The 23,133-nt window shown below is 40.2% G+C and carries 23 protein-coding genes and 1 tRNA gene; 9 read left to right on the top strand and 15 right to left on the bottom strand.

Translation table 11 applies throughout. The features are described 5' to 3' along the window. Positions 1 to 27: 27 nt before the first annotated feature. The 3 genes from I8748_RS29500 to I8748_RS29490 all read left to right on the top strand — a co-directional run bounded on the left by I8748_RS29500 (position 28) and on the right by I8748_RS29490 (position 1,726). A complete protein-coding gene (locus I8748_RS29500; protein WP_198128042.1) occupies positions 28 to 267 on the top strand; it encodes a hypothetical protein in 240 nt (79 codons plus the stop codon). A gap of 109 nt (positions 268 to 376) precedes the next feature. Then, a complete protein-coding gene (locus tag I8748_RS29495; RefSeq protein ID WP_198128041.1) occupies positions 377 to 556 on the top strand; it encodes a hypothetical protein in 180 nt (59 codons plus the stop codon). Between the two features lie 363 nt (positions 557 to 919). Next, complete coding sequence (locus I8748_RS29490) at positions 920 to 1,726, top strand: PD-(D/E)XK nuclease family protein (RefSeq protein ID WP_198128040.1); 807 nt, start codon at positions 920 to 922, stop codon at positions 1,724 to 1,726. A 403-nt stretch (positions 1,727 to 2,129) separates the two neighbouring features. Here I8748_RS29490 and I8748_RS29485 read toward each other — a convergent pair whose 3' ends face one another. The 10 genes from I8748_RS29485 to I8748_RS29440 form a co-directional block, all read right to left on the bottom strand. Beyond that, complete coding sequence (locus I8748_RS29485; protein ID WP_198128039.1) at positions 2,130 to 2,354, bottom strand: hypothetical protein; 225 nt, start codon at positions 2,352 to 2,354, stop codon at positions 2,130 to 2,132. A 25-nt stretch (positions 2,355 to 2,379) separates the two neighbouring features. Continuing rightward, entirely contained in the window at positions 2,380 to 2,856 is a 477-nt protein-coding gene (msrA, locus tag I8748_RS29480; protein WP_198128038.1) for a peptide-methionine (S)-S-oxide reductase MsrA, read from the bottom strand. A 114-nt stretch (positions 2,857 to 2,970) separates the two neighbouring features. After that, entirely contained in the window at positions 2,971 to 4,860 is a 1,890-nt protein-coding gene (locus I8748_RS29475; RefSeq protein WP_198128037.1) for a transketolase, read from the bottom strand. Positions 4,861 to 5,344: 484 nt separating this feature from the next. After that, complete coding sequence (locus I8748_RS29470) at positions 5,345 to 6,157, bottom strand: phosphate/phosphite/phosphonate ABC transporter substrate-binding protein (protein ID WP_318781297.1); 813 nt, start codon at positions 6,155 to 6,157, stop codon at positions 5,345 to 5,347. Next, positions 6,154 to 6,462, bottom strand: a complete 309-nt coding sequence (locus tag I8748_RS29465) for a hypothetical protein (protein WP_198128036.1) — start codon at positions 6,460 to 6,462, stop codon at positions 6,154 to 6,156. Before I8748_RS29465 ends, I8748_RS29470 begins: the two co-directional genes overlap by 4 nt. A gap of 210 nt (positions 6,463 to 6,672) precedes the next feature. Next, entirely contained in the window at positions 6,673 to 8,316 is a 1,644-nt protein-coding gene (locus tag I8748_RS29460) for a purple acid phosphatase family protein (RefSeq protein ID WP_198128035.1), read from the bottom strand. A 222-nt stretch (positions 8,317 to 8,538) separates the two neighbouring features. Beyond that, positions 8,539 to 8,612 (bottom strand) — tRNA-Pro (locus I8748_RS29455). Between the two features lie 50 nt (positions 8,613 to 8,662). Beyond that, on the bottom strand, positions 8,663 to 9,028 hold the full coding sequence (locus I8748_RS29450) for a DUF1818 family protein (RefSeq protein WP_198128034.1): 366 nt from the start codon (positions 9,026 to 9,028) through the stop codon (positions 8,663 to 8,665). A 237-nt stretch (positions 9,029 to 9,265) separates the two neighbouring features. Continuing rightward, positions 9,266 to 9,724, bottom strand: a complete 459-nt coding sequence (locus tag I8748_RS29445; protein WP_404800376.1) for a hypothetical protein — start codon at positions 9,722 to 9,724, stop codon at positions 9,266 to 9,268. 368 nt (positions 9,725 to 10,092) lie between these two features. Then, positions 10,093 to 10,332: a DNA-directed RNA polymerase subunit omega gene (locus tag I8748_RS29440; RefSeq protein ID WP_198128033.1), complete on the bottom strand. Its 240-nt coding sequence runs from the start codon at positions 10,330 to 10,332 to the stop codon at positions 10,093 to 10,095. Between the two features lie 282 nt (positions 10,333 to 10,614). Between I8748_RS29440 and I8748_RS29435 the strand changes: the two genes are divergently transcribed. Continuing rightward, positions 10,615 to 11,034: a fasciclin domain-containing protein gene (locus I8748_RS29435; RefSeq protein ID WP_198128032.1), complete on the top strand. Its 420-nt coding sequence runs from the start codon at positions 10,615 to 10,617 to the stop codon at positions 11,032 to 11,034. Positions 11,035 to 11,112: 78 nt separating this feature from the next. On the opposite strand, the gene I8748_RS29430 is transcribed toward I8748_RS29435, so the two are convergent. Further along, positions 11,113 to 12,576, bottom strand: coding sequence for a glycoside hydrolase family 13 protein (locus I8748_RS29430; protein WP_198128031.1), 1,464 nt, complete (start codon positions 12,574 to 12,576; stop codon positions 11,113 to 11,115). A 756-nt stretch (positions 12,577 to 13,332) separates the two neighbouring features. Here I8748_RS29430 and I8748_RS29425 point away from each other — a divergent pair. The 5 genes from I8748_RS29425 to I8748_RS29405 all read left to right on the top strand — a co-directional run bounded on the left by I8748_RS29425 (position 13,333) and on the right by I8748_RS29405 (position 19,104). Then, entirely contained in the window at positions 13,333 to 15,057 is a 1,725-nt protein-coding gene (locus I8748_RS29425; RefSeq protein ID WP_198128030.1) for a S8 family peptidase, read from the top strand. A gap of 135 nt (positions 15,058 to 15,192) precedes the next feature. Then, positions 15,193 to 15,492: a hypothetical protein gene (locus I8748_RS29420; protein WP_198128029.1), complete on the top strand. Its 300-nt coding sequence runs from the start codon at positions 15,193 to 15,195 to the stop codon at positions 15,490 to 15,492. A 613-nt stretch (positions 15,493 to 16,105) separates the two neighbouring features. Continuing rightward, positions 16,106 to 17,395: a glucose-1-phosphate adenylyltransferase gene (locus I8748_RS29415; RefSeq protein ID WP_198128028.1), complete on the top strand. Its 1,290-nt coding sequence runs from the start codon at positions 16,106 to 16,108 to the stop codon at positions 17,393 to 17,395. Positions 17,396 to 17,475: 80 nt separating this feature from the next. Further along, the gene (locus tag I8748_RS29410; protein ID WP_198128027.1) at positions 17,476 to 17,985 is read left to right on the top strand and encodes an AAA family ATPase; all 510 of its coding nucleotides are present in this window, start codon (positions 17,476 to 17,478) and stop codon (positions 17,983 to 17,985) included. Between the two features lie 120 nt (positions 17,986 to 18,105). Next, positions 18,106 to 19,104, top strand: coding sequence for a DnaJ C-terminal domain-containing protein (locus I8748_RS29405; protein WP_198128026.1), 999 nt, complete (start codon positions 18,106 to 18,108; stop codon positions 19,102 to 19,104). 298 nt (positions 19,105 to 19,402) lie between these two features. Here the strand turns inward: I8748_RS29405 and I8748_RS29400 are convergent, their stop codons facing one another. The 4 genes from I8748_RS29400 to I8748_RS29385 form a co-directional block, all read right to left on the bottom strand. After that, positions 19,403 to 20,350 carry a polysaccharide pyruvyl transferase family protein gene (locus tag I8748_RS29400; protein WP_198128025.1) on the bottom strand — a complete coding sequence of 316 codons (948 nt, stop codon included), beginning with the start codon at positions 20,348 to 20,350 and terminating at the stop codon, positions 19,403 to 19,405. 66 nt (positions 20,351 to 20,416) lie between these two features. Beyond that, positions 20,417 to 21,361 (bottom strand): glycosyltransferase family 2 protein, encoded by a 945-nt coding sequence (locus I8748_RS29395; RefSeq protein ID WP_198128024.1) that lies wholly within the window; start codon positions 21,359 to 21,361, stop codon positions 20,417 to 20,419. Positions 21,362 to 21,406: 45 nt separating this feature from the next. Beyond that, positions 21,407 to 21,556, bottom strand: coding sequence for a hypothetical protein (locus tag I8748_RS29390; protein WP_198128023.1), 150 nt, complete (start codon positions 21,554 to 21,556; stop codon positions 21,407 to 21,409). 93 nt (positions 21,557 to 21,649) lie between these two features. Then, complete coding sequence (locus tag I8748_RS29385) at positions 21,650 to 22,912, bottom strand: glycosyltransferase family 4 protein (protein WP_198128022.1); 1,263 nt, start codon at positions 22,910 to 22,912, stop codon at positions 21,650 to 21,652. Positions 22,913 to 23,133: the final 221 nt, after the last annotated feature.

The following is a 23,133-nucleotide window of genomic DNA, read 5'->3' as shown; positions in this document are numbered from 1 at the left end:
TTCAACTCTCAAAACAGGACAAAAATTATGAAAAATAGTCTCAAAGATGACCGGAATGTGCTTTTCAATTGGACTTGTAAGGGACTCAAGTATTATCTGCTGATTCTGCTTGGTTTTGCGATCGCTGTGATTGTATCTCACGTTTTTGGTGCTGTCTCGCTTGTTGGCATACTGCTCTCTGCAAGTGTATGGTTATGGTTTTTGAGGATAGCAGTCTTTCTATTTTGCCTGTTTGCGATCGCTATGATGATTGAGTCTTGGGGTTAAGTTTTCATCTATTCATCAATACATAGATAGGTGCTATTCCAGGTTAGTGCTGAAATTGCCTTTGGCTAACTTGCACTTAGCCAAAGGCTTCATAATAGGAGTTTCTATCATGTCAAACAACGATAACGATTCTGGGGCAGAAAGACTGTCCGCGATTTTAGCTATCTTAGTTGCAGGTTCAATCTCTTTAGCAATTGTTAACAAGGATAATCATCCAGCATATTTTGACATTGTAAAAATAGCTATGGCTTATAGCTTTGGTTCTTACAAGTCTAAGCCCAAAAATTAGGGGCGGGTTCACAAATATCCTCGCACTATCAAGTAGCAATATTCATCAACTCGCCCCTACTAGAGAACTCCAAGAAAAAAATTATCTTGGTTAAAGTTGTTGATTAATGAATACCAGAAGTCCCACTAATAAGTGGGCGGTGCAAGGGTATAGGAAAAATCTTGACTTTACACAGATACATTTTCATACCCTTATACCAATTTTCTCAAATCCGGCAACACATTCCAGCCCCAAAACCCAAACCATATTTGAGTAGAGACGATTCGGCGAATCGTCTCTACAATTACGAATTACGAATTACGAATTACGAATTAATACTGTTTTAGGGCGTTGCATTCTGGCGATCGCTTCTAAAATAGAAGAATGCTCTCAACTCAAACTCAACTATTACGACTCTCTCAAGGACACCTGAACTTACTCGAAGCTTGTCCGCGTAAATTCCAACACACCTACTTAGAACAACTAAATTCTCCCTTAAATCCCGAACATGAGGAACGGCAAACTTTGGGTAGTCGCTTTCATCTCCTGATGCAGCAGCGAGAAATGGGTTTGCCTATTCAGGGTTTTTTAGAAGCGGATACTCAACTGCAAAGCTGGATGGCAGGTTTTGCCAATGCAGCACCGGAAATTTTAACACCTGCAAACGATAAGCAAACTTTCCGTGAAAGCGAACACTACCGCACCCTGCAAGTTCAAAACTATTTGCTTACAGTTGTCTATGATTTATTGATTGCAGATAACCAGCAAGCGCAAATTCTCGATTGGAAGACTTACCCTAAACCGCCAACTAAACGCAAGTTAGAACAGAATTGGCAAACGCGTCTTTATATGTATGTGTTAGCTGAGACTAGTGAATACTTGCCAGAAAATATTTCTATGACTTACTGGTTTGTTCAGTCTGAAGGCAAACCAAAAAATATTAAGTTTAATTACAGTACTAACCAGCACCAGCAAACAGCAAAAAAACTTAATCAATTGTTAAGTCAGTTAACTATTTGGCTGGAAAGATATCAAGAAAATGAGCCATTTCCCCAAGTTGGAGATGGTCACAAAGTTTGTGAATATTGTCAGTTTGCTACAAGATGCGATCGCACACAAGCAACTGAAGAAGAAATCTCTAAAAACTCCTTACCAAATATCGACAGCATTCAAGAAGTATCGCTTTCATAAAATAGCATTTCTTAGTTTTTACTTAATCACTAAGTTTATTTGGTTTTTCTAGTAACTCGCTTAAACCATCGAGTAACCGTTTGGCAGTATCATGCAAGCCGGATGAATGCTGTGAATTAGCGTTATTTAATGCCCATGCTAATTTACTTTCTATAAAAGGTATGGGATTACTTTGAAAAATAAGGTTTATTTTCTGGTCATCAGATAATTTATAATCATTAATACTATTGTCATCCCAGAATAATAATCTTTCTAAAGAAATTAAAGCTTGATAGGACTCATTGGCATTAAATTCACCAGAACAATTTTTAATAATATCTAGTAGTGGTGCAAGTCCTGTCTTTGAGGAAGCTTGACCAATTGTAAATAATAAACTCTAAGTTGATTTATTAAATTTGGTAATTTATTTTTGGATAAATTCTACAATTTTTGCCTCTTCGCTCTGACTTAAATTTATATTTATTAATTCCTCTTTAATGAGTATTCTATATCTACTCATCCTTTTTTCTAGTGGTAACTGCCAAGAATTCATTTCTAGAATTAATGAAATGTCAGTAATTGCATTACTGCGTATATGCTCGTCATCAGATTTTATATTTTTCAAGAGTTCGTTAATTAAATGATTCATGTCCCTCTCCGAAGAAAGTTAAGAATTATAAAGACATTCGCTCTTTTTTCTCAAAATACTGCTGATGTTCTTCTGTTGCCAAGTAGTATTCACCAGCAGGCATAATTTGTGTAACTATATCTTTAGTAAATCTACCTGACATCTGAAGCTTTGCCTTTGACCGCCTCGCTGCTTCTGCCTGCTGGGCATTGTGAAAAAAGATTACTGACCTGTACTGTTCTCCTCTGTCTGGCCCTTGACGGTTCAGTGTTGTGGGGTCGTGTATATCCCAAAATACCGCTAGCAAGTCTTCATAACTTACATATTGTGGATCATACTCTACCTGCACTACCTCAGCATGACCTGTTATCCTTGCTAACACATCGAGGTAAGACGGGTTAGGAAAATCTCCCCCCATATAACCAACTGAGGTCGATACAACTCCCTTTACCTCACGAAATGCTGCCTCCACACCCCAAAAACAGCCAGCACCAAACGTGGCTTTCTCTATTGGTAAATTCATACTAATTTGTAATTAATATTTTGTAATTAATATATAGCAATATAACTAAAAGGTGCGCTACGCTGTCGCGTTAACACACCCTACAATTTCTACCTCATCCCCCTGCACCCCTGCTTATACTCCTACAGGCTGTCTAACTTGGGATTTCACCGCTTCCACAATGGCATCTGCATCAATTTTGGCAGCGTGAAGTAGTTCTTCTGGTGTACCGGAACCTGGCATGTCTTGTACTGCTAACTTAATTAACCGCAGTCGTGGGCCGTTGTAGGTAGGAGTACTGCCAATACCAGCAAAGGCATCTAACACAGCAGCACCTAATCCGCCTTCTATCCAGTGGTCTTCTACAACTACTAAATTACCATTGGTATCGCGTGCTGCTTGATGTAATGTCTGTACATCAATGGGTTTAACGGAGTATGCATCGATGACACGTACCAGGATATCTTCATTTCGCAAGCGGTCATAAGCTTTGAGGGCTTCATGCAAGGTAATACCTGCACCAATCACAGTGGCTTGATCTCGGTCGGAACTTTGGACTATTCTACTGCCACCAATGGGAAACTCTTCATCAGAGCCATAAATCACAGGAGTACTTTCTCTGGTGGTGCGGAGATAAACAATACCATTGCGATCGCTCATCTGAGATACTAGTTTTGCAGTTTGATTGGCATCGCTAGGATACAGTACAGTACTACTCCACACTGCCCGCAAGGCTGCTAGGTCTTCCAGTGCCATTTGTGAGGGGCCATCTTGACCTATGGATATTCCAGCATGGGAACCAACTAATTTAATGTTGGCACGAGAGACGGCAGCCATGCGTACAAAATCATAACCACGAGACAAGAAGGCGGCGAAGCTAGAAGCAAAAGGTTTGTATTGTCGCACTTGCAAACCTACCGCCGCTGCAATCATTTGCTGTTCAGCAATATACATCTCAAAGTAACGCTCAGGATAAGCTTCGGCAAAATCCTCAGCATAAGTAGAATTGCTGACTTCAGCATCAAGAGCAACTACATGTGGTTGAGCCGCACCCAAAGCTGTAAGAGCATCACCATAGGCTCGACGTGTTGCTACCTTTGCACCTTGATTATAGGTGGGAAGTTGCAGTGGTTGAGGATTTCCTAGAAAGACGGGTTGCCCTTGTTCTTCGGGTTTGCTGACCTCTATTTTAATCTGGCGTTCACCACCTAATTCTGCGATCGCTTGTTTTTCTTGTTCAGCTTTCAGCGCTTTGCCATGCCATCCACCTAAGTCTTCCAATGAAGCAACGCCTTTACCCTTTTTTGTCCTAGCAATAATTACCGTGGGACGGTCATTAACAGCTAAAGCTGCGCTAAATGCTTGATCAATTTCTATCAAGTTGTGACCATCAATTTCAATGGCTTGCCAGCCAAAAGCCCTAGCACGCGCTGCATAGACTTGTGTGTTCCAACCGAGTTCGGTCTGACCCCGTTGTCCTAATCGATTGACATCAATAATTGCAATCAAATTATCTAAAGTATAGTGTGAAGCATGATCAAAAGCTTCCCACACAGACCCCTCAGATGTTTCACTATCACCAAGCAACACCCACACATGATAAGGTAGCTGATCTAAATATTTACCTGCTAAAGCTACCCCTACACCAATAGGTAATCCTTGCCCTAAAGAGCCAGTCGCCACATCTACCCAAGGTAAAACTGGCGTGGGATGACCTTCTAAACGACTGCCCAATTGACGCAGCGAGAACAACTCTTCATCAGAGATTACCCCCGCAGCCTTGTACATTGCATACAGTAGTGGTGCAGCGTGTCCTTTAGAGAGGATGAAGCGATCATTATTAGGATTTTGTGGATCATTAAAGTCGTAGCGGAGATAGTTCGAGAGTAACACCGCCATGATATCCGCAGGGGACATCGACGAGGTAGGATGACCCGAACCAGCAACTGTTGTAGCGCGAATACTATCTACACGTAACTGTTGTGCTAGTTCATACCATTGGTGCAGTTGCTCCTGTGTGGTCATAGTGCTTTTCCTATATGAAAATCAAGGGCATTAATGATAGTCAGTAAATATTAATTTAAATTGCAAAAATGACCAAAAAATTGAATTTTTTACCATTAACTTTTACTTTTTCCGATTTGAGCTGGTATGTCACAGCGGAAGTAAAACTCTTATTAAAATGGTGACAAAGCCCACAATATCAGTCTTCTAAGAATTTGTGACTTATATTACTGTTGTATTAGAAGACATGACTATGAGTCCTGAATCTGACATATTATGTCTATATGTCAGAGATTGATTTTAAGCTTCTTGGGTTAACTTTAGAAAGTAAGAGATACAACTGCTTCTTTCTAATGGAGTAAATATTATTTATTCCTTAAGGTATAGAAAATAATTATCCTAGATTCAGGATTTTAGTTAAATAAATTTCACAAAACATAAATAATTTCAAATTTGCTATTGATGACTGTCCAAGCTGCAATCAAATCAAGTAATATTAATACAGCTAGCAGATTGCCTCATATCCGGCTTTAATCACAGTATTGTAGATGCTAGCGATCGCTTTATACTCTGATAGATTTACTGCGGCAAAACGCTTCACTCCCATTTGTGCCATTGCAGTTTGTAGTTCTGAATCTGGATGTAGTAAGGCTATTTGAATCTGCTGAATCAGTGATGCACCAAGATGTTGGGCTGCTACTAAAGGCGGCATGGTACATGGCCCAATCGTCTCTACCACTCGCAAATGACAAGATAAATCGGGGTAGTCGCGTAATTCTTGCTCTAAAACAACGCTGTCAATACCTGCACAGTCAGCCAACCCATCAACTACCAAGCGAATCGAACGCTGGTGAGAACCAGATTGTATCACTTTGCCAAAAAAGTGTTTGGGGTTTCCTCCTTGAAACAACCGATGCCGCAATAAATTGTAGCCGCTGTTAGAGCCAGGATCGTTGTAGCAGAAGCTTTTACCCGCCAAATCATCAAAGCTGAACAAATAACTAGCAGCATTAACAATTACGTCTGTAAAGTAAACAGGACTGTTTTGATAGCGTGGTGCTTCCATGACTGGCGCAACCAAAGGTTGCAATTGATCTAGCACAATCTGGCAATACCTAATTAGCGGTAAACCGCAGATAAATGCTAAGTCTAGTTGGTCTTGTATAAGGATGGGATCTTCTAGTGGATCACATTCACCTTGGATCAACTGAGTTTTGACCCCCAATACACGATTTAGATAAGCCAAAACTGCTTCGTATAAACAGAACCAATTGGGAGCCAAGTAAGAGACAACTCGTAACTTCATTGTTCGATTCACTTGCTACTCCTCATGTCCCATTCGTTACTACCAACAATTTGATCCTTGAGAATTGGCAGCAAGTTACGCCCAGACCAATGAATAACTAAGAAAATCATACTTACCAAGGTCAATAGTATGATACTCAAAATGGTGCCATACCCTTTTGTATGCCACCATACTCGCTTTACAACTGCTGTCATCAGTTGCACAGGCAGCCACAAAAGTCTTTGATTGACCCTCTCAAAATCTTCAATAGTAAGGCTTAAGGATGCTGTACTTTGCTGTGCGTAGGTGCGTAGCGTCTTGTCGTTGGGCATCGTCATTTTTTCTACTCCTTTTGGCGTAATCCCTAGTTTAAATAAACTCCGGTAACCCCATAGAGTTACTGTTATATATGCAATATCGCACAGCTTGATGCAACAAGCAAGTGGAGTCAACCGATTTTGGATTGACCCCATGCGTGAAGTGATTTACTCAAACTGAACAATTAAAGGAAAAACTGCGATCGCTCTTCAACAACACTAAGTTGGCAATTATTTCAACTGAAATTCATCAAACTTTACAACATCTGCATCGGGCTTGCGGGTATCAAAGCGATAGCTGCTAATTGTACCTGTTCCAGTATCAAAGATGCTGAAAACTGTAATATCATTACTAGCAATATAAGGTAGTGGTTTACCATCTTCACCAAGCAAAGGTGCAATTGTCGGTAATACTGGATTTAACCCGTTAGGATTGCCAAGTGCAGCATAATCTTCTTTGTACCCAATGGGTACTTCTCGCTTTTCGTTACCCCAAGCCGCGCCGTAACTGTTACCAACGTTAGATGTTTCTAGAAAATGCATTTGATTTGGGCTAACAAAGCGGTTCCACAAGTGAGAATGTCCGTAAAAAACTAATTGCACATCAGCGGCTTCTAATAAAGGCATAACATCACGAATCAGGTAATCTGCATTTTTGGGATATTCGTAACGTATGGCTTTGATATTCCCGATGTCGTTTCGTTCAATGATCTGCACTGGATTAGTATAAGCGGGGACAATATTACCACCCAGAGTATGGGGTGGGTGATGTAACATTACTACTTTATATTTTGCTTGTTTAAATTCAGGGCTGTTGAGTTCTTGCTTGAGCCAATTGTACTGTGTGCTGCCTTGATTAATTGCCTCATAAATAATCTGTCCATAACCCCAATTATCAGGATTATTGAAGTCTTTTTCTGCTTCTTGATATCTACCTGTATACTTGGTATCTAACTTGGGAGTCCGCCACATATTTGTGGCATACAATACAACTAAACGCACATCACCAAAACTGACAGCATAATATCTTTTACTACCCTCTTGACTTTGGGGTAGAGTAAAAATTTCTTCGTAAGTATTAGTATTAAATGAATGATCTTTCAGAGATTTGCCACTATATAATCGTTGGGCAAATTCACGGGGAAAGGTATCATCAAATTCATCATTTAAACTGCCTTTCCTGGCAAATCTTCCCATCACTTCATGATTACCTATGCAAGTAAACATTGGGGCGTGCTGAATGATTTGTCCGCCGTTGTAAGTTGTCTTTACACCATTGTGTTCTATTTCATATTTAGCGCGACCTTGTAAACCGGGAAATAGGGCACCACCTCGATTATCATCAAACCATTCTGAGGCGCGATCGCTCACATTCACCAAATCACCAGCGAACCACACACCATCAACTCGTCCTACTGTCTGCACCACCTTTTGCAGATTTGCAGCTGTCATTGGCTTGAGTTGATGGTCAGAAGTCAGCAAAATTTTTAGTGGTGTACCTGGTTTCGGGTTAGGTGCAAGGGTGAAAACATCGCTGCTAACACTTTCACCATCTTCCCGTACACTCGTAACGCGATAGTTCACTCGTACACCAGGAGTTAAACCAGTGACTTCACCTTCGTGTCGCCAAATATCACGTTGAACAGGTTGTTGATAAACTTGTCCGTTTTCAGTTTGGTTAGCGACTCTTGACTGCTGGTCTTCCCTTGTACGACTGAGTTTAGTAGTGCTGGCGTAGGAAGTTTGCTGTAAATTTTCTCCGTAGGCGATTTGGTGTTTAGTACCAGCAAACTCAGTAAACCATACTACTCGCACCGAAGTTTCAGTTGGTAGCTGCAAAAATGGGTCTGTCAGCAGTTGGGGTGCTGATGTCATAATTGTTTGCCCAAATGAATGCACGCTTATCAGAGTAAAGCATATGACAAGCACAAGCATAGCCGTTGCAATTATTTGATGGCGGCTGTTGCGTCTGGGCATGAGTACACCTCAGTTATGCAAATTGCAAAAGACTGTTGATGTATAAGGACTCTAATAGTCAGAGCTATTAAAAAACCTACTAGTCTTTCATCAAGAATAGCAGGTTAGGTTTTCTATCAATCGGAGCGGCGGGATTCGAACCCACGACCTCCACTACCCCAAAGTGGCGCGCTACCAAGCTGCGCTACGCCCCGGTCAGAATTACTATAATATTGCAAAACACTGGGAAAATCAAGGGGTGAATTTAAAAAACTTTAAGCATTCCAGTGGCTTGCAGCAGACCCGGTACAGAAGCCGGATTCCATTTACCCTCTGCACATCGCCCTGTATTCAGGATAAAGTGCAGGCTGTATTCATGAGGATAGCCTTCTACCTCCATCCATAATAAATCGCTTTCGGCTTCACAGGCAATTTTTTCCTCATCCATCAACTCTTCTTTTAGTTGCTTCATGGTGTCTGCTAGCTGTGCCAACAGCCGACAAAAATCATTTAATTCGGCTTCTGTCAACTCAACCGCCCAATCATCAGTACCAACTAAACCTTTAAATTTAGCTGCATTGGGGTTCCAACCAATACGCCAACCAGATCCGCTTTTAATTAAACGTTCCATAAATAGTTAGGAATTAGGAGTTAGGAGTTAGGAGTTATTAATTTAACGTGAGTTAGACGGATTGAAAAACCCCGCTTCCATTCCTCTCCCCTATAAGCAGAAAGGCTTTAAAAGCTAGATTTTTCATTGATATTTGAAGATCTCTAAGTCCCTTTTTGCGTCAAAGAGGGGTTGGGGAGAGGTTCATCGAACTCGCCTTAATTCATAACTCATAACTCATAACTCATAACTCATAACTTATTTTGGACTGGTGTTTTGGGAATTGCCATTAAAGATATTGGTTAAAACTTGTACGAGGGCGTTTCTCTGAGAACGGGTGAGACGTGCGATCGCGCTGCGATCGCCATCTAGAGGGTTTTCCCGCAATGACTCGCTACCTGGATAGGTGCTGTCATACATAATTTCATTTGCACCCAAATAATCAGCCAAAGTCAACTTCCAATCTAAGCGATAATTGGGGGCACGCTCTTTGACATAAATGTGATAACGAATCAGGCGACTTGCCAAAGTGTTGTTTTCAGCAACTTTCCCAGTTTCTTTATTGATATATTGATTTTCCTTTGGCAAGTCAGGTAATTGCTGATACACTTGTTGCCAAATCTCCCCAGGGCTTATCCTTTGAGCTATGGCAGGTTGGATGCTGAGTAAATTAGTTGGCGTGAAGTTACCCACAAATGAAGCTAAAAAAAGCACAATTAACGCAATGTACAACTTATTTTTGAAACCCCTCTCCAAACCTCTCCCCTGCAAGGAGAGAGGCTTTGATCCCTGCTCCCCTTCCCTTGTAGGGAAGGGGTTGGGGGTTAGGTTTGAGAGAAAGTTACACACGGTGTCAATTAACACTATCAAGCCAATAAAAAAAGGAGTCGGGAGTCGGGAGTCGGGAGTCGGGGAAGAAATCTTTTTTATTTTTAGTTGTGGGATTTTTTGATGAGTGCTTAAGTTGCAACTCTGGATACGTTGGAGAATTGACTGAAATTTTTTGTTTTTCATATAGCGAATATTGTGAGTTGAAAGTGCCACGCAAGTATATTTTTACTAGCACTTTCAACTCGGCACTGTTTTTACACTTCGCCGATAATTTCTGGCTGAGTCAGTTCGTCGGACATCTCGATAATTGCCCTGAGTACTGGCTTCATCATCACGTCCTCCGCCGGACTATCAAAGTCTTCGTAACGCCGACGCTTGGCGCGATTTGCCACTTGAACTGTAATGCGGTAGCGATTTGAAGCAGCACTAATCAAATCTTCAGCACGATGCATGATTTGAGACTGGGTTGTCTCGAACTTAGAACGCTTTAACATATTCAGTGGTTATTAGGGTCATCAAAAAAATGAAGTGTGAAATATGAAGTATGAAGTTAACCTGACGGCGAACCAGGGAATTTGTATCCCATGAGATTCTTTTTACTTCAATCTTAATTTTTTAACCTTCATTCTTTTTTGGGTCATTCCCAGTTTAGCAGTACAGATCAGTCTGGTGCTGTGTAGACAATGATTAGTAACCTCTCTCTTGATAGAGGCTGATGGCTTTTCATCACTTTATAAGTGTGTTGTAACCGTAAGTTAATAAATTAACCTAACCTCATGGCTAATCTTGTGGAAACTGCTGTCAACGCAGGAAATTTCAACACGCTACTAAAAGCTGTTAAAGCTGCAAAACTGGAAGAAACTCTGAAAAGTCCAGATTCTTTGACAATATTTGCACCCACTGACGAAGCCTTTGGACGACTACCAAAGGAAACTTTAGATTCGCTACTGCAAGACATCCCCAAGCTGAAGAAGATATTGATGTATCATGTTGCTTTTGGTGATGTTAGGTCTGACGACTTAGTACAAATTGAAGAAGCAGAGACGCTTGAAGGATCAGTTGTGGCGATCGCGTCTACTGATGGTGTAATTAAAGTCAATGATGCTAATGTCCTCAAAGCCGACATGATCGCTGATAACGGCGTGATCCACGAAATTGATCAGGTATTGATGCCGGCATTGGTTGCTGGAAGGTAAAATTGGGAATTTGTCAGTGGTCAGTAGTCAGTTGTCAATAGAAAAAACAACTAACAACTGACTACTAACAACTGACCATTAACTATTACCTAAAATACAGCCTGTACGTGAGGTAAGAGTTAAGGAAAGCTGCACAGTTTCTCCTTCAGTATTCCACTCAACTTCGCCTGTCCCAAATAAAAGCTTGTTGGGTTGACTACGTAAACTTGTGACATCGAAATTGGCTTTTGTCGATGCTGTACCAGCATTAACAGCAATAATCAACTCCTCTGTGCCTAAAGTTCGCGCAAATACGTAGAGTGCGCCTTGGGCGTACAGAACTTGGTAATCTCCTGTACGTAAGGACGGGTAACTATGGCGCAAAGCAATTAATTGGCGGTGAGTATTGAGAATTTCCTTATCCCAGCTAGCTTCTAAAGGAAAGCCGCGACGTGAGTCTGGATCTATTGCACCAGGTAAACCAACTTCATCTCCATAGTAAATACTGGGGGCACCAGGATATGTGAGTACCAACAAAGTAGCTAATTCCACACTGGCTTGATCACCACCAGCAATGGTGATCAACCTGGCTGTGTCATGACTTGCTAACAAATTGAGTTGAGTTAGCTGAATTTCCCAAGGGTAAAGTTGCAGGAGTTCTTGGATTTTGGCAGCGTACTCGGCAGCAAATAAGGGAGGATAGGGTTGATAATCTCGGCTTTGAACTTGTTCTAACACAACGCGATCGCCTGCTGCAAAAGCGATGGTTGGCCCAGCAAATAAATAATTCATTACGCCATCAAACTGAGTACCATCCAGCCATTCACGAGAATCTCCCCAAACTTCCCCTACAATATAGGCTTCGGGATTGATGGCTTTAACTCGCTGACGAAACTCTTGCCAAAAACCAGGAGTTTTAATTTCAAATGGTACATCCAACCGCCAACCATCGATGCCAAATTTAATCCAATATTCGGCAATTTCCATGATATATTCGCGCACTTCTGGGTTATCATGGTTAAACTCTGGTAACGCGCGATTGCCAGCCCAACCACCGTAGTTTGCAGGAAACTCCCCATTATAGGGTGATAGGGGCCAACCTTCAATTTTGAACCAATTTACCCAAGGGGAATGAGGGCCATTTTCTAAAACGTCGTGGAAAAAGAAAAAGCCACGACTGGAATGGTTAAATACTCCATCCAAAACAACTTTAATATTCCGTTGATGAGCTGCGTCCAATAATTCCTTAAAAGCCTCATTTCCGCCCAGTAATGGATCGACTTGATAATAGTCATGGGTATGATAGCGGTGATTGCTAGCTGATTGAAAGATGGGTGTAAAATAAATAGCGTTAATGCCTAAATCCTGGATGTAGTCTAATTGTTCCAGGATGCCCCATAAATCGCCACCTTTGTAACCTTGGAGTGTTGGCATAGCCTCCCAATCTTCCCAACGGGCTTCATGCAACAGTCGTTTGCGCGGCTGTTTGCTTCTGGCAAAGCGATCTGGAAAGATTTGGTAAAAAACAGCGTGCTTAACCCAGTCTGGTGTTTGAATTTCCATTGATTATTTTTTATACCTACAGGAGCGATCGTTGCAGATACTTGTTATTTGGGCTTCTTACTTGTGATAGAAAATTGGGAATTGGGAATTGGGAATTGGGAATTGGGAATTGGGAATTAGTTATTTTTCTTTGTCTGCTTATTACTTTGTGCTTTTCTGTTTTCTTTAGTACAGCACGGGAAAAATAAACTAGCCATCTGAAATTGCTCAAAGCCTTTTAATTAAAACTTTTTATTTTTTGATTTTTAAGGCAACTTTACTAGGCTCCCCTTTGTTTTGTTTCTGCTTTTAATACAAATGTTACCAGTATTAAATAGCTGACGCACTATATTAAATAGTATTACTTATTGCTAAATAAAATTTTTTATTACTTAACACTTCTTGATTTGTCTATTTATATCCGTAATGCCTGAACTAAAAACTGGATCAATCATAAGCACCTCTAAAAAAGCAGTTGAACATAAATGAAAAGTAGCTATTACTCTATATGCTTAATGATTGAATGTGCCTTGTCATAGATGTTATACCAGCTAAAGAGAGTTCTTTTGAGGTGAGATAATTCATGAAGAAAAGTTATAAATTAGTAAGCTTGAATTATTATTTATTAGGTTTTAAATCTTATTTAATGTTATTTATTGAATAGATAACTATATCTGCAAACAAAAATAAACGCAAAAAATCATCTTGAGCATATTAGTGTCACGGTGATTTATCTTGCTATCTGATTGTTACAAAACAACTAAATTTGAGGTCAGAATGAGACACGAAAAACTTTCACCTGGGTTGTTATTAGCGTATAAAGATTTTCAAAGCGAAGGAGAACAAGCTGTAATTACACACAAGCGATCGCTTGGTTTATTTGCCTCTAAAAGCACTCTTAAGCCTGCAAAGAGCATTGTTTTTATCTACTGCGATGCTGATGCAGACTTGAGTCATCTTTCAGAACAAGGCATTGAACTCAATCAAAATTCCGGAACTGTACGCACAGCTTTTTTACCTATAGAAGGTCTAGATCCTTTATCTGAAGACCCTGCTATTCAACGCATTAAGCCATCGCGTAAACTGAAGCTACGGATGGACGTTGCAGCACAAGCAGTGAAATTACCAGATTTTAAGAACAAAACTGGACTCACTGGTAAAGGAGTGATCATCGGCATTGTAGATAGTGGTATTGACGCCAAACATCCCGCCTTTGAAGGACGGATTTTACGCATTTGGGATCAAACATTGCCTAATGGGCCAGGAGTGAATGAGGGAGCATATGGAGCTGAATTCACGGGAGCGCTGATGTCAGTTTCTGCGGATACCCAAGGTCATGGTACTCACGTAGCGGGAATTGCTGCTGGTGCTGATAAAACTTATACTGGCATTGCGCCAGAAGCAGAATTAGTTATTGTCAGGTCAGATATGGAGGATGCCCACATTGCAGATGGTATCCGTTACATTTTTCGCATAGCTAGCGAATTGGGGCGTCCGGCGGTAGTCAATCTCAGCTTGGGTGGACACGCCGATGCTCATGATGGTAGCGATTCTTTGTCAAAAATTATTGACGCTGAGTCAGGGCCAGGACGGATTGTTTGCTGTGCAGCAGGAAATGAAGGAAACGCCAATATTCATGGTCAAACGAATGTCTCCAGTGGACGCACCCGTAGTATGCGTTTTCAGGTTCCCTTAAATCAATTAAACATACTTTGGTTAAACGGTTGGTATGGTCGTAACTGTGAATTGGAAGTTTCGGTGCGGAGTCCCAATGGTTTCGTTACCCCCTTTCAAAAAATCATTACCGCAGGCAATTTCAGACAAAAGCACGATTTGCCAGATTCACAAGTAGAAATTGCCACACCAGGGCCTGACCCAGTTAACGGCGAACATAATTTCTTCGTGCAAATCCGTGGTAAAGGTGTTTCACCAGTACAAGGTGGTGTTTGGCAACTGCGAGTACGTAATACTTCCTCATCTGACACGCGACTGGATGTATGGACGTTAGATGAGGCAGTGTTTTTCACTGGTACAAGCGTCAAAGATTCATTAAAAATTGGTTCTCCAGGCACCGCCAACAGTGCAATTACGGTTGCCGCCTATACTACTAAAGTTAAGTACACAGATATTGATCAACAAGAGCGGGAAATGGGCTTAGAATTGCATACTATTTCTGAGTTCAGCAGTGAAGGGCCTCTACGAAATGATTCCCAAAAGCCGGATGTAGCTGCACCAGGAGCAATGATTGTTTCTACGCTTTCCTCAACTGCTAATTTAGATCGCTCACGCATGGTTAATTCCAATTTTATGGTGGATGCTGGTACGAGTATGGCAACACCATTTGTGACTGGGTTAGTGGCACTACTTTTACAGCGTGATCCTAAGCTTGACCCCAATGCTGTCAAAGACTTGTTACGCAAAAATAGTGCCATTCCTGGAAAAGAACCGGGAACGTTTGATAACAAATGGGGATTTGGGCTGATTAATACCGCAAATCTGTAATTAGACGTAGAGATTAGTATATTACCTATATACAAGGGTAGGCAATCATAAGTTATAAATCTGATAGGTTGGTTATAGGGCTGGCTGAAAATTGCCAGCCCTTTTTACCTTTTCCTCCACAGGCTAGAGGTCTTTATGAATTATCAGAAACTAGACGCCGCCCTTGCTATGGCGCTAAATGACCTTACAGATTCCCAAGAACCGAGTCTGGCGGTTTTCATCCATACCGAACCAGTGTTAGATGCTGCTGCAATTGCCATTTTAGAAAATTCTGGCATTAGTGGTGTAACTAGTGGTAAGGATATTTTCACAGCGACATTATCGCCCAATGCTATTTCTCAGCTGTCAGAGCAAGCTTGGGTGAAATATCTGAAGTTATCACAAAAGTTACATTTGGTTAATAGGAAAATGAGTATGCGTACTTTTGGTGTTTGAGATTTAAAAAGCAAGATTGAGCAAAGCGATCGCTGCGATTAAAATTTCCTCAATCACAAGTTTTTGCTGTTACTATGAAGCAGGTTTTCGCTTTTTAGGAAAAGACTTTAAAAAAACTTTTAAAATCTCCTCCTAGCTAGACTTTATCCATTTTTGCATCCTGCATTCATATATACTAAAACTTTATTGAGTTTAACTTTATTTCATTTGTTGGATAAAGTCTAACTTAGAGACACGCTAATATTGTCTTTTTCCTAACTACAAACTAGTTTATAAATAAGGGTTTATAGGTAGCTTAACTATCTTAAATACCGTTGAATAATTCTCCAGATTTATGTCATAACGATGTTGGTCAAAGACTACCTTCCTTTTAACTATTACAACAGTCTATTACAGAGTAAAATGTTACATCAGGTCGGCGTAACCAAAACTTGGCTAAACTTTTGATGTAAATTAATACAAATGTTCTAATAAGTTAATCACTGGTAGCATTATCTGTCACCAGCAGTATTTTCTAAAATTCATCCATGAGAATCTTTGATCCCCCCTTATCAGCGGCTACATACAGTCCTAAACTGAAAGTGAGAGTTGAAAGGCAGTCGGGAGAAATTTTGTGAAAAAAGTTTTAGCAATCATTCTCGGTGGTGGCGCTGGTACTCGCCTTTATCCCCTAACCAAGCTACGTGCAAAGCCAGCTGTGCCTGTAGCAGGTAAGTACCGCTTAATCGATATCCCAGTCAGCAACTGCATTAATTCAGAAATCTTTAAAATCTACGTCCTGACACAATTCAACTCAGCTTCTCTGAATCGCCACATTGCTCGTACCTATAACTTTAGTGGATTCAGTGAGGGGTTTGTGGAAGTACTAGCTGCCCAGCAAACACCAGAAAACCCTAATTGGTTCCAAGGTACCGCGGATGCTGTGCGACAGTACTTGTGGCTGTTGGAAGAATGGGACGCAGAAGAATATCTAATTCTCTCAGGTGATCATCTCTATCGCATGGATTATCGTCAGTTTGTCCAGCGTCATAGAGAAACTGGTGCAGATATTACTCTCTCAGTTATCCCCATCGACGATCGCCGCGCCTCGGACTTTGGTTTAATGAAAATTGACGATTCTGGTAGGGTAATCGACTTTAGCGAAAAACCGAAAGGCGATGCTTTAAAGCAAATGCAGGTCGATACCACTATTTTAGGCTTGACAAAAGAACAAGCCGAAGCACAGCCATACATCGCCTCAATGGGGATTTATGTCTTTAAAAAAGACGTTTTGATCAAGTTGTTGAAACAATCCCTAGAAAGTACTGATTTTGGCAAAGAAATTATTCCTGACGCAGCAAAAGATTACAACGTTCAAGCCTACTTATTTGATGACTATTGGGAAGATATCGGAACCATCGAGGCATTCTATCATGCCAATTTAGCACTGACTCAGCAACCGCTACCGCCCTTTAGCTTCTACGATGAAGAAGCACCAATTTATACTCGCGCTCGTTATTTGCCTCCGAGTAAACTTTTAAATTGCCACGTCACAGAATCAATCATCGGCGAAGGTTGTATTTTGAAAAATTGCCGCATTCAACATTCTGTTTTAGGAGTGCGATCGCGCATCGAAGCTGGCTGTGCAATTGAAGAATCTCTACTCATGGGTGCAGACTTTTACCAAGCATCTGTGGAGCGCCACTGTAGCATAGATAAAGGTGACATTCCCGTAGGCATTGGCACAGATACAATTATTCGCCGTGCCATTATTGACAAAAATGCCCGCATTGGTCACGATGTCAAAATTATCAATAAAGATAACGTCCAAGAAGCCGATCGCGAAAGCCAAGGTTTCTATATCCGCAGTGGCATCGTTGTTGTGCTGAAAAATGCCGTGATTCCTGATGGAACCATAATTTAGTCAAGAGTCAGTGGTCAGTAGTCAGTAGTCAGTAGCAAAACACAACTGACAACTGACTACTGACAAAGGACAAAAGACAAATGACCAAACTCTTGTTATTAATTGGGCTTCCTGGTAGCGGTAAGTCAACTTTGGCACAAAAATTAATTACACAATACCCCCAGATGCAGCTGATTTCTACGGATGCTATCCGGGGGCAACTTTTCAATTCAGAAGCGTTTCAGGGGCCGTGGTTCCTGATTTGGCAGGAAATTGAGCGACAATTTCAACAAGCGATCGCCACAGGAAAAACGGCAATTTTTGACGCTACCAACGCTCAGCGACGCCATCGCCGTGAAGTCATAGTCTTAGGACGCGACTTAGGCTTTACTAACATTACCGGAATTTGGGTGAGTACACCAGTTTGGCTGTGCTTAGCACGTAATAAAAAGCGGACGCGTCAGGTTCCAGAAGAAGTCATCTTCCGAATGCACCGCCAACTCCGTGATGCACCTCCAAGCTTAGAAGAAGGTCTAGACAGCTTGATTCGCTTTCTGGGCAATTGCGAGTACGGAAATTGCGCTGGAGTGTTGAGCAAGAACCACACTTGATTTTCTGTATTATTTGTTAATTTAAAGTCAGAATCTTTTTGCTTGGTATTATACCTGTCAAACAGCAAAACTCACATCATAAAAATAAACATAACGGAAATTTTTACAGGAGGCTGGTAGATGGCTGCAACCGACTTCAAAGACTATTACGGAATTTTGGGAGTTAGTAAGACTGCCAGTCAAGAGGAAATTAAACAAGCATTTCGTAAACTAGCTCGCAAATATCATCCTGATGTTAACCCAGGAAACAAACAAGCAGAAGCACGCTTCAAAGAAGTTAATGAAGCTTATGAAGTGTTATCAGACCCAGACAAACGCAAAAAATATGATCAATTTGGGCAATATTGGAAACAAGCTGGTGAAGGCTTCCCATCTGGTGCTGCTGGCGTTGATATGGGTGGCTTCGACTTCAGTCAATATGGTAACTTTGATGAGTTTATCAACGAGCTACTAGGACGTTTTGGTGGTGCTAGTCCTCGTGGTGGTCGTCAAAGCTACTCTTACCGTACTTCCACTGGTAGACCCGGTGGAGGTTTTGGTGGCTTTGGTGATTATGGTTTTCAAGATGCTGGTGCTAGTGCTGGCCAGGATAGCGAAGCCGCGATCGCCCTCACTTTTGCAGAAGCGTTTGCAGGTGTACAAAAGCGCTTCAGTTTAGGTAATGAAACAATAGATGTTCGTATCCCTGCTGGGGCTAAACCTGGTACTCGTCTGCGTGTGCGAGGCAAAGGTCAAATCAATCCGATGACTCAACAACGGGGTGATTTATATCTCAAGGTAGAACTGCAACCGCACTCTTTCTTCCAAATTGAGGGTGATAATCTAGTTTGTGAAGTGCCAATTACGCCAGATGAAGCTGCTTTAGGAGCATCAATAGATGTACCAACGCCTGATGGTGCAGTTAATGTCAAGCTTCCTGCGGGGGTGCGTTCTGGTCAATCCCTGCGTTTACGGGGCAAAGGTTGGCCTATAGCTAAAGGTGGACGTGGCGATCAGTTGGTGAAGGTAGCGATCGTTCCACCAAAAGACCTCAGCCAACAAGAGCGGGAATATTATGAAAAAATCCGGGCTATACGTATTTATAATCCCCGCACTCACTTGCAACAAGTTAAATTGTGAATCAGCTAAAACACACATTCATTGCATAGCCACTTGTCAGGGTCGTTGACCGCTAACAGCTGACAGTCAACAGGGAGGCGCGGTAGGCAGGTTTTCCGACTGTGAACAATCTAGCTCAATTACACTCTGTTTAAATGTAAAGACGTTGCAGGCAACGTCTTTACAGAACACTACAAACAGATACAAATAGGACTTACACACTTCACAAAATGACTAAGATTTATATCTAGAAAATCTGTGTTTCAGGTTATTGATCACTACTATTAAATCACTATTAATCACTAGCCAAAAAATTAACTTATTCTCGGAATTGATTTTTCCACTCATTGATATTGTCAAGGGGGAGTTTAATTCGAGTCTCATAACTTGAATTAATCCAACTGCTGATAGATTCTATATCTTCCCTTTTTACAGTTGGCAAATTAGTATCCTTAGCGATTTCTACTGCTCTATTGTCTACAGAGAGAATCAACGTTCTTCTTTGATGTTGTAATGCTCTAACACCTGCATGTAATCTAGTACCCACATAGTCGATATGACCACTCGATAAAATCTCATCTAATGCTTTTAAATTTGGTTTAAGATAAACAACAGAGTCTCCACATATACTTCTAGTATATTCGTAGTCCTTAGGCTGTTGTGTCCAAAAATAGATTTTCTCGTACTCTTGACTCAAAATATTAATTAACTTAGTATCATAATCTAGCTTTTGGTTATACTCAGTAAAAGTAACTAATACAGCATTACTTTTTTTTGTAGGTATTTTAGTACAATGATCTTCTGTTAAAGACCACATTGTTGGGCAAGAAGTATTAATAACATTTGTAATACCTATAGATTTTAAATTTTGCTCACTATAGCCATCCCTTACAGAATGAAAATAATTTTTGTTCAGCAGCCTATTGTACAAAATATTGGTATATGAATTAGGCTTTTTTTGATATTGCCACCAACCTACACCCATTAATATTATATCCTTAACAAATAAGGAATCCCATAAACTAACTTTCCATTGATTGTATGAATTCATATTAGAGGATAAAAGATTTGTACCTCCTACAATTACAAATTCACTAGTTTGGATATATCTATAGGAAGTTTTAGATATTACATCATGAGTATGGGTTCTCAGAAAAAAAGCATCAGGAAACAAATCATTTAAATTTCGATTCACAGCATCCATAATGATTTGATCGCCAATATTTGAGCTGCAAGCTGCTGTGTCTAGAATGGTAATAAGTTTCATATGGAACCCTCCTTATATTGATACTTGATATTATTGGTAACTGACATTAAAGTAGATACTCTTTAATTAATTCTGCTTTGTAATAAGTTCAGTTGCTTTGAAATTTAAAACTTTCATTTTAACTCTATTGAATAAGTTTGTCTTTCTGATAAGCTTGTTAAATAATTTACGATCATAATCTCTATCAACTACAGTTATATCGTTACTTTCTATTGGTATTTTTAGAGAAAGAGTTTTCATTTCTGCTACCTGCGAATTGCTATACTTTGTGTGAGTGGCATCCTCACCAAAACCAAGGTTAGAGATTAAGTTGACAGCAGGAACTATTGATAAACCAGATTGTGACAAACGCGCAAAACCCCACTGGTAATCCCATGTATCAATTTTTTTATTGTAGGTTTGCCAAAAAACTTTTTCTCTATTTTGATATTGATCGTCATTTGAAATGATATCTCGTATACGATTTTGCACTTCACTTTTAGCCCATAATTTCATATCATAATCATAATATTTCCAAGCTCTTGCCCATGATGCCCATCCCCAAATTCCACCATAGTAAGAGAAATGATAGCTTTGAATATCCGATTTCCATTCTTCTAAATAATTTGTTCCACTAATCATCATAATCCTTTCATCATGACGATATTTTGCTAACATGATTTCACAAAATTGAAAAAATGTAGGATTTGGATAACAATCATCTTCTAAAATAATTGCTTCTTCTAACTGCTCAAATACCCAGCTAATACCACTGGAAACGCGCAATCCGCAGCCCATATTTACGTCAGAATAATTTTTTATAACCTCACATTGCCAATCCACACCATCAATAATCGCACGACAAGCTTCACACTTTTCTGCCTCACCAGAACGGTCTGCGCGTGGGCCATCTGCGATGACTAAAAGCTTTGGTGGTTTAGCTGCACGAATGGCTTCAAATACTCTCTTAGTTGTATCTGGTCTGTTAAATATGAGAAAAGCTACTGGTGTTTTTAGTTGATTGTTACTCATGTGTTTTGAGATTTCCTATCAATGAGGAAAAGCAAGGATTCAGGTCTAAACTTGAGAAATTAAAGAAGGGGTCTGTATGGTAGGGTTAAGCATTGCTTTGATAGCTTGCTCAAAAAACGCAATTACAGAACATCTTTGACGGCGACAAGCTTGAACAACCGTCAACAAATTGACAGTATCTTGTAACCGCTCCATTGTCACTCTTGTCAATACCCCCAACACCTGAATGCTTACCCATAAATTATTTACGCAATCGCTGTAAATATCAAGTTTTTCATCCTGTTGAATTCATATTATGTTATTATATTTATGAACAATTTCTTCGAAAAGTGAAATATACCGATTTGCTTGAATTTCTAAAGAAAACTTTTGTTCTGCCTTTTCACGAGAATGATAGGATAACTTATCGTACCTTTCTTGATTTTGTAGTACCCAAGCAATTCCTTGAGCCAAGTCTTCAATTTTGAAAGGCTCGGCTAAATAACCATTGATCTGATGCTCAATCATATCAGATGTGCCACCAATATTGAAAGCAACACAGGGTGTAGCACAGGCGATCGCTTCCATGACTGTGTTCGCCAGATTTTCTTCAATAGAAGGTAAAACAAATACATCTGCTGCTGAATAAACCAAAGCTAAAGATATATCATCTTTACATATCCCTAAGTAGTGAGCCTTAAAGCCAAAATCAGGAGGATTTTCAGGCTGAGATGCTCCTAAAATAGCTACTTCTAACCTATCTTTCCAACCGGATTTACTGAGACTTTCCAATGCCTGTTTTAATAAATGAAATCCCTTGCGTGGGTCACTAGTTGCATATAATGCTCCAAATAAAATAAGTTGTTTATCTTGAGGTAAATTCAGCAGTTCTTGTGCAATAGGTTTCTTGATAGGTCTATACTTTTGAGTATCAATTCCATTGGGAATCACTTCGATTTGCAAATTTTTAAACAAAGAACTAGCTCTGGCGCAATTGGCTAACCAATTACTAGGTGAAACAATTGTCAGATTCAAATTTGTCCACGCCTTAGCTTTGCGTTGCCATGTCCAACTAGATAAGTCCCAATTTTTATTACCACCTAGCTGGGGACAGCCACCACAGAATTTTAAGTAGCCTTCGCAATCGCCACTGTAATGACACCCTCCGGTAAATGGCCACATATCATGCAATGTCCAAACCAAAGGACGCTCAAGCTTGGCAATTGTTTCTATCTGCATAAATCCAGCATTAATCCAGTGCAGATTAATGATATCTGGATTAATTTGATTCACTTTCGGAACAATTGTATCTGGTAACCACTGAAGAGAATATGGAGTTTTACTTCGTTGACGATAAAATTTTAATGGCAAAGTCTCAACTGTCTTTTTTGCTCGTGCTATGCCTTGAAACAGTGCTATCTTAGGCGCAGATACTGTTTTATCGTTACTAGATTTCTCATGCACCAGCATGTGTGAGGTGACACCAATATACTGTAATCCTTGATGTAAACGGTAGGCAGCACGAGCCGCGCCACCCTCAATATCAGAACTATTAATTAGTAAAATTTGCATTATAAGTTATAATTATTGATTAATAATTGCATTGAAAAAACCAGAAGTCTACAAATTAATCTTGTTGCGATTAATTTAAGTAATTTAATCAAGGAGAGGATGATATATCGTACCCACTTAAGCTACTAGAAGATTCCAGTTGCGTTCCTATTATTTTTTTACTTTCCAGAGATTTTGGCAGTCTAGTTGAAATATTCTTAAGTCTTTTGATTTTCCTTTTG

Origin of the sequence: Amazonocrinis nigriterrae CENA67 (assembly GCF_016056305.1) — a bacterium.
GTDB lineage: Bacteria > Cyanobacteriota > Cyanobacteriia > Cyanobacteriales > Nostocaceae > Amazonocrinis > Amazonocrinis nigriterrae.
The sequence above is the reverse complement of the archived record's forward strand: the minus strand, read 5'-3'. Positions and strand labels throughout refer to the sequence as shown.

Bases quoted from the DNA above. Each gene is read 5' to 3' on its own strand.
- I8748_RS29500 (WP_198128042.1), top strand. From the start codon at position 28: ATGAAAAATAGTCTCAAAGATGACCGGAATGTGCTTTTCAATTGGACT.
- I8748_RS29495 (WP_198128041.1), top strand. From the start codon at position 377: ATGTCAAACAACGATAACGATTCTGGGGCAGAAAGACTGTCCGCGATT.
- I8748_RS29490 (WP_198128040.1), top strand. From the start codon at position 920: ATGCTCTCAACTCAAACTCAACTATTACGACTCTCTCAAGGACACCTG.
- I8748_RS29485 (WP_198128039.1), bottom strand. From the start codon at position 2,354: ATGAATCATTTAATTAACGAACTCTTGAAAAATATAAAATCTGATGAC.
- msrA (WP_198128038.1), bottom strand. From the start codon at position 2,856: ATGAATTTACCAATAGAGAAAGCCACGTTTGGTGCTGGCTGTTTTTGG.
- I8748_RS29475 (WP_198128037.1), bottom strand. From the start codon at position 4,860: ATGACCACACAGGAGCAACTGCACCAATGGTATGAACTAGCACAACAG.
- I8748_RS29465 (WP_198128036.1), bottom strand. From the start codon at position 6,462: ATGACGATGCCCAACGACAAGACGCTACGCACCTACGCACAGCAAAGT.
- I8748_RS29460 (WP_198128035.1), bottom strand. From the start codon at position 8,316: ATGACATCAGCACCCCAACTGCTGACAGACCCATTTTTGCAGCTACCA.
- I8748_RS29450 (WP_198128034.1), bottom strand. From the start codon at position 9,028: ATGGAACGTTTAATTAAAAGCGGATCTGGTTGGCGTATTGGTTGGAAC.
- I8748_RS29440 (WP_198128033.1), bottom strand. From the start codon at position 10,332: ATGTTAAAGCGTTCTAAGTTCGAGACAACCCAGTCTCAAATCATGCAT.
- I8748_RS29435 (WP_198128032.1), top strand. From the start codon at position 10,615: ATGGCTAATCTTGTGGAAACTGCTGTCAACGCAGGAAATTTCAACACG.
- I8748_RS29430 (WP_198128031.1), bottom strand. From the start codon at position 12,576: ATGGAAATTCAAACACCAGACTGGGTTAAGCACGCTGTTTTTTACCAA.
- I8748_RS29425 (WP_198128030.1), top strand. From the start codon at position 13,333: ATGAGACACGAAAAACTTTCACCTGGGTTGTTATTAGCGTATAAAGAT.
- I8748_RS29420 (WP_198128029.1), top strand. From the start codon at position 15,193: ATGAATTATCAGAAACTAGACGCCGCCCTTGCTATGGCGCTAAATGAC.
- I8748_RS29410 (WP_198128027.1), top strand. From the start codon at position 17,476: ATGACCAAACTCTTGTTATTAATTGGGCTTCCTGGTAGCGGTAAGTCA.
- I8748_RS29405 (WP_198128026.1), top strand. From the start codon at position 18,106: ATGGCTGCAACCGACTTCAAAGACTATTACGGAATTTTGGGAGTTAGT.
- I8748_RS29400 (WP_198128025.1), bottom strand. From the start codon at position 20,350: ATGAAACTTATTACCATTCTAGACACAGCAGCTTGCAGCTCAAATATT.
- I8748_RS29395 (WP_198128024.1), bottom strand. From the start codon at position 21,361: ATGAGTAACAATCAACTAAAAACACCAGTAGCTTTTCTCATATTTAAC.
- I8748_RS29390 (WP_198128023.1), bottom strand. From the start codon at position 21,556: ATGGAGCGGTTACAAGATACTGTCAATTTGTTGACGGTTGTTCAAGCT.
- I8748_RS29385 (WP_198128022.1), bottom strand. From the start codon at position 22,912: ATGCAAATTTTACTAATTAATAGTTCTGATATTGAGGGTGGCGCGGCT.